Here is a 4,104-nt window from a genome sequence, read left to right on the forward strand (position 1 = left end):
CGGTAATAAATATCTTCATAGTGGGTGAGCATGATCTTCTTACCGCGTAAAATCAAGCATCTTCAATGATCACGGGTATACACAGCGTATTGAGCGTGCACATCTGACACTGCGTAACCGATTGCAACGGCTCAATCGCAAGACGCTCGGATATTCAAAATCATCCGAAATGCACGCTAGGATCATCGGTACTTACATCGAACGCGAGTACTACGTTTAATGCTACATCAACTCATTGAATACACGACCCGGCGGCGCGATCCTCTCACATAGATCGCTATCTTCCTACCCAGATCAAAAAAGCCAGCCCAAAAGGCTGGCTTTTATTCACCTAGCAGCGAATTATTTTTTCTCAGAGGTCCACTTACCGTCTATATAGAATGCAGACCACCCTGTCGCCTTACCGTTTTTCTCCGAAGCAACGTATTGCTGCTTGGTTTTACGACTAAAGCGTACCACTGCTTTGTTGCCTTCGGTATCTTCCACCGGCGCGTCAGCCAGATAGCGCAGTTTTTCCGGCAGGAGATCGCGGAATCGCACCAACTCCTCCACTAACGGCGCACGGGTTTCACGCGATTTAGGGAAGGTATTAGCAGCCAAGAATACTCCTGCAGCACCGTCACGCAGCACGAAATAGGCATCGGATTTTTCGCACGGCAGTTCGGGCAAGGAAACCGGATCTTCCTTCGGCGGTGCAACTTCACCATTGCGCGAAATCTTGCGGGTATTGGTACAGGTTTCGTTAGTGCAGGCCATGTACTTGCCAAAACGCCCCATTTTCAGGTGCATATCGGAACCACATTTGTCGCATTCCACTACCGGACCGTCGTACCCCTTGATACGAAACTCACCGTTTTCGATCTCATAGCCGTCACATGCCGGGTTATTACCGCACACGTGCAACTTGCGCTGGTTATCGATCAGGTAGCTGTCCATCGCCGTACCGCACTTGCCGCAACGACGGCGAGCACGCAGCGCATTGGTTTCAGCATCATCCCCTTCCAGCACGTTTAACACTTCGGCTTCAGGGATCAGGTTGATGGTGGTCTTGCAGCGCTCTTTTGGCGTCAATGCATAGCCGGAACAGCCGAGGAACACGCCGGTGCTGGCGGTACGGATCCCCATCTTGCGCCCACAGGTGGAGCAATCGATGGTGGTCAGCACCATGGCATTGGGTCGCATTCCTCCCGCATCCGGATCCATTTCCGCTTTTTCCAACTGCTGGCTGAATTCGGCAAAAAACTCATCCAGCACCCCTTTCCACTCCGCCTGATTGTTGGCGACCTGATCGAGGCTACTTTCCATGTGCGCAGTAAAATCGTAGTTCATCAACTCGCGGAAGTTTTCTTCCAGACGGTCAGTGACAATTTCACCCATTTTTTCCGCGTAAAAACGGCGGTTTTCCACCCGCACATAGCCACGATCCTGAATGGTTGAAATGATAGAGGCGTAAGTGGATGGACGACCGATACCGCGTTTTTCCAACTCTTTTACCAGCGAGGCATCGCTGTAGCGGGCAGGTGGTTTGGTAAAATGCTGGCTCGGCAGCAGTTTATCTAGGGACATAACTTCCCCTACCTCAACGGTCGGCAGCGTACGGTCTTCATCACATTTACGCAGCGCAGGCATCACTTTGGTCCAGCCATCAAAACGCAGGGTGCGTCCTTTGGCGCGTAATTGATAGCCTTCCGCGTTCACCAATAGTGTTGTAGAGTCATATTTGGCCGGTGTCATTTGGCAGGCCACAAATTGACGCCAGATCAACTGGTAGAGTTTCTGCGCATCAGCTTCCATATCCTTCAACGCATCCGCCAGAACGGCAACATCTGAGGGACGAATCGCTTCATGCGCTTCCTGAGAGTTTTCTTTACTGCTGTAGAGATTCGCGCTCTCCGGTAGGTAAGCGTTACCAAAGCTGGACGCAATGTAACCGCGCGCCATGGTCAGCGCATCCTGACTCAGGTTGGTGGAATCAGTACGCATGTAGGTGATGTAGCCTGCTTCGTACAAGCGCTGCGCCATCATCATGGTTTTTTTAACGCCAAACCCCAAACGGGTACTTGCCGCCTGTTGCAGCGTGGAGGTGATGAAAGGTGCCCCCGGTTTGCTGCTGGTGGGCTTGTCCTCGCGCTCCGCGACCACATAACGAGCGGTCTCCAGCACGCTGACCGCCGCCGCTGTTTGCGCTTTATTAACCGGCTTGAACGGCTTGCCATCAAAGTGCGTCACCTGCATTTGCAATGCGGCACTCGATGACAACAAATCCGCATGCAGTTCCCAGTATTCTTCTGGGATAAAGGCCTTGATTTCGCGTTCGCGCTCTACCACCAGACGTACCGCAACGGACTGCACGCGACCAGCAGAAAGCCCTCGGGCGATTTTTTTCCACAACAGCGGAGAAACCATGTAGCCCACGGCACGGTCCATAAAACGCCGCGCTTGCTGCGCATTGACCCTGTCGATATTTAATTTATCTGGTTTTTCAAACGCCTGAGTGATCGCGTTCTTAGTGATTTCGTTAAACACCACTCGGCTGAAACGGCCTTCATCACCCCCAATGATTTCCCGCAGGTGCCAAGCAATGGCTTCCCCTTCGCGGTCAAGGTCGGTTGCGAGATAGACGTGGTCGGCATTGGCCGCCAGCGTTTTCAGTTCAGAGACGACTTTCTCTTTGCCGGGCAGTATTTCGTAATCGGCCTGCCAGCCGTGGTACGGATCGACCCCCATACGATTGACCAGCGCGGTGCGCCCATCTTTTTTGCCGGCTTTTTTCGCTTTGCCAGGCTCAGCGCTCTTCTTAGCCGCCGCAGAACCGCTGGTCGGCAAATCACGCACATGACCGACGCTCGATTTCACCACGTAGTTATTGCCCAGATATTTGTTGATTGTTTTGGCTTTGGCCGGGGACTCAACTATGACGAGAGCTTTACCCATATGTATTGTTACCTACCGAATGCTTCATATTAACGTGTTGTTGAGGGCGTCTGGTCCCTTTTTCAAGGGGCATATACGTCATTTATTATCTACCGCTACTCCTGTTCGCGTACTTCCAGCTTCACTAAGTGGATATTCAAGAGTACGTAACGGTCAATAAACCATTCCATAACCACATGACTATACAAGTTTTTTTGCTGTAATGACGGTTAACTGCCCGCTGTGCCGCTTATGCTGCTGCAACACCGTAAAGAATTTTTTCCGCTTAACGATACAAAATCCCACACTCTACCTGATAAATGCCGCTACGCAACCTAATTAGCATGGAAACGCGGTTTTCGCCAACCTCTACTGCTCATCGTTATCGGCTGACAGAGGCGTAGTCTTCAGAAAAATTACGTCGTCTTATCAACCTGTTTTCAAAGGTTCATAAAAAAAGCGCAAAAAAGCACAAGCGGATGCCGTTGAGGTGGCGTTAGAATAGTGCTATGAGTTTCAGCAGGAGTAACACTATGTCAGACAACGTGACTATGGCCGCAGAGAACAGCGCCACAGCGAGAACCCCGATCGACCGCCAGACGCTCTTGGAACAGGCTAATCGCCTGATTCAGAACCACGATGACTATCTTCACGGCATGATTGCCACCGACGTTGATCAGAAGAACGGCGTACTGGTATTTAAAGGGGAGTATTTCCTGGATAACAACGGCCTGCCGACATTAAAAACCACGGCGGTATTTAACATGTTCAAGCAATTGGCGCATGAATTGTCAGAGAAGTATCAACTGATCGACTAAGCGGGGTGACCCTGTACGCACGAGCCTGTTTAAGATTTTGTGTAAATGCCTTTCCTCAGAAGTGACCGTCAAGGCGGTCACCGAACTCGATAATAAAGCGACTCGTTGCCATACGCCAGTCCTGTAAGGGCATCGTCCATTTCTGTGATGCAGCCTGGATTGCCAGTCATACGACCTTCTTCACCGAGTCATCAGTCGGGAACACCTTGCGTTTCTTGATTGCATGCCAGATCACGCTGTTCAGTGATTCTATAGCGTTCGTCGTGTAGATTACCTTGCGAAGTTCCTGCGGGTACGAGAAGAATGTCGACAGGTTGGCCCAGTTTGACTGCCAGCTCCGGCTTATCTGCGGATAGCGGTGATCCCATGTCCC

2 protein-coding genes and 2 pseudogenes are annotated in these 4,104 nt (G+C 51.2%); 2 read left to right on the forward strand and 2 right to left on the reverse strand.

Going from position 1 to position 4,104, the window contains the following annotated elements; genetic code table 11:
- Positions 1–76: 76 nt before the first annotated feature.
- A pseudogene (locus QZ506_RS20050) lies at positions 77–220 on the forward strand (IS1 family transposase); the annotation flags it as partial.
- Between the two features lie 122 nt (positions 221–342).
- On the opposite strand, the gene topA reads toward QZ506_RS20050, so the two are convergent.
- Positions 343–2,934 carry a type I DNA topoisomerase gene (gene topA, locus QZ506_RS20055; protein ID WP_291973424.1) on the reverse strand — a complete coding sequence of 864 codons (2,592 nt, stop codon included), beginning with the start codon at positions 2,932–2,934 and terminating at the stop codon, positions 343–345.
- 512 nt (positions 2,935–3,446) lie between these two features.
- Between topA and QZ506_RS20060 the strand changes: the two genes are divergently transcribed.
- Positions 3,447–3,731: a YciN family protein gene (locus QZ506_RS20060; RefSeq protein ID WP_291973426.1), complete on the forward strand. Its 285-nt coding sequence runs from the start codon at positions 3,447–3,449 to the stop codon at positions 3,729–3,731.
- A gap of 55 nt (positions 3,732–3,786) precedes the next feature.
- Here the strand turns inward: QZ506_RS20060 and QZ506_RS20065 are convergent.
- Positions 3,787–4,104 (reverse strand): annotated as a pseudogene (locus QZ506_RS20065) (transposase); the annotation flags it as partial.

Source organism: Candidatus Symbiopectobacterium sp. (assembly GCF_020054415.1).
GTDB lineage: Bacteria > Pseudomonadota > Gammaproteobacteria > Enterobacterales > Enterobacteriaceae > Symbiopectobacterium.

What these genes read in the sequence shown, in the direction of transcription:
- QZ506_RS20060 (WP_291973426.1), top strand. Translation starts at nt 3,447, where the DNA reads ATGTCAGACAACGTGACTATGGCCGCAGAGAACAGCGCCACAGCGAGA.
- topA (WP_291973424.1), bottom strand. Translation starts at nt 2,934, where the DNA reads ATGGGTAAAGCTCTCGTCATAGTTGAGTCCCCGGCCAAAGCCAAAACA.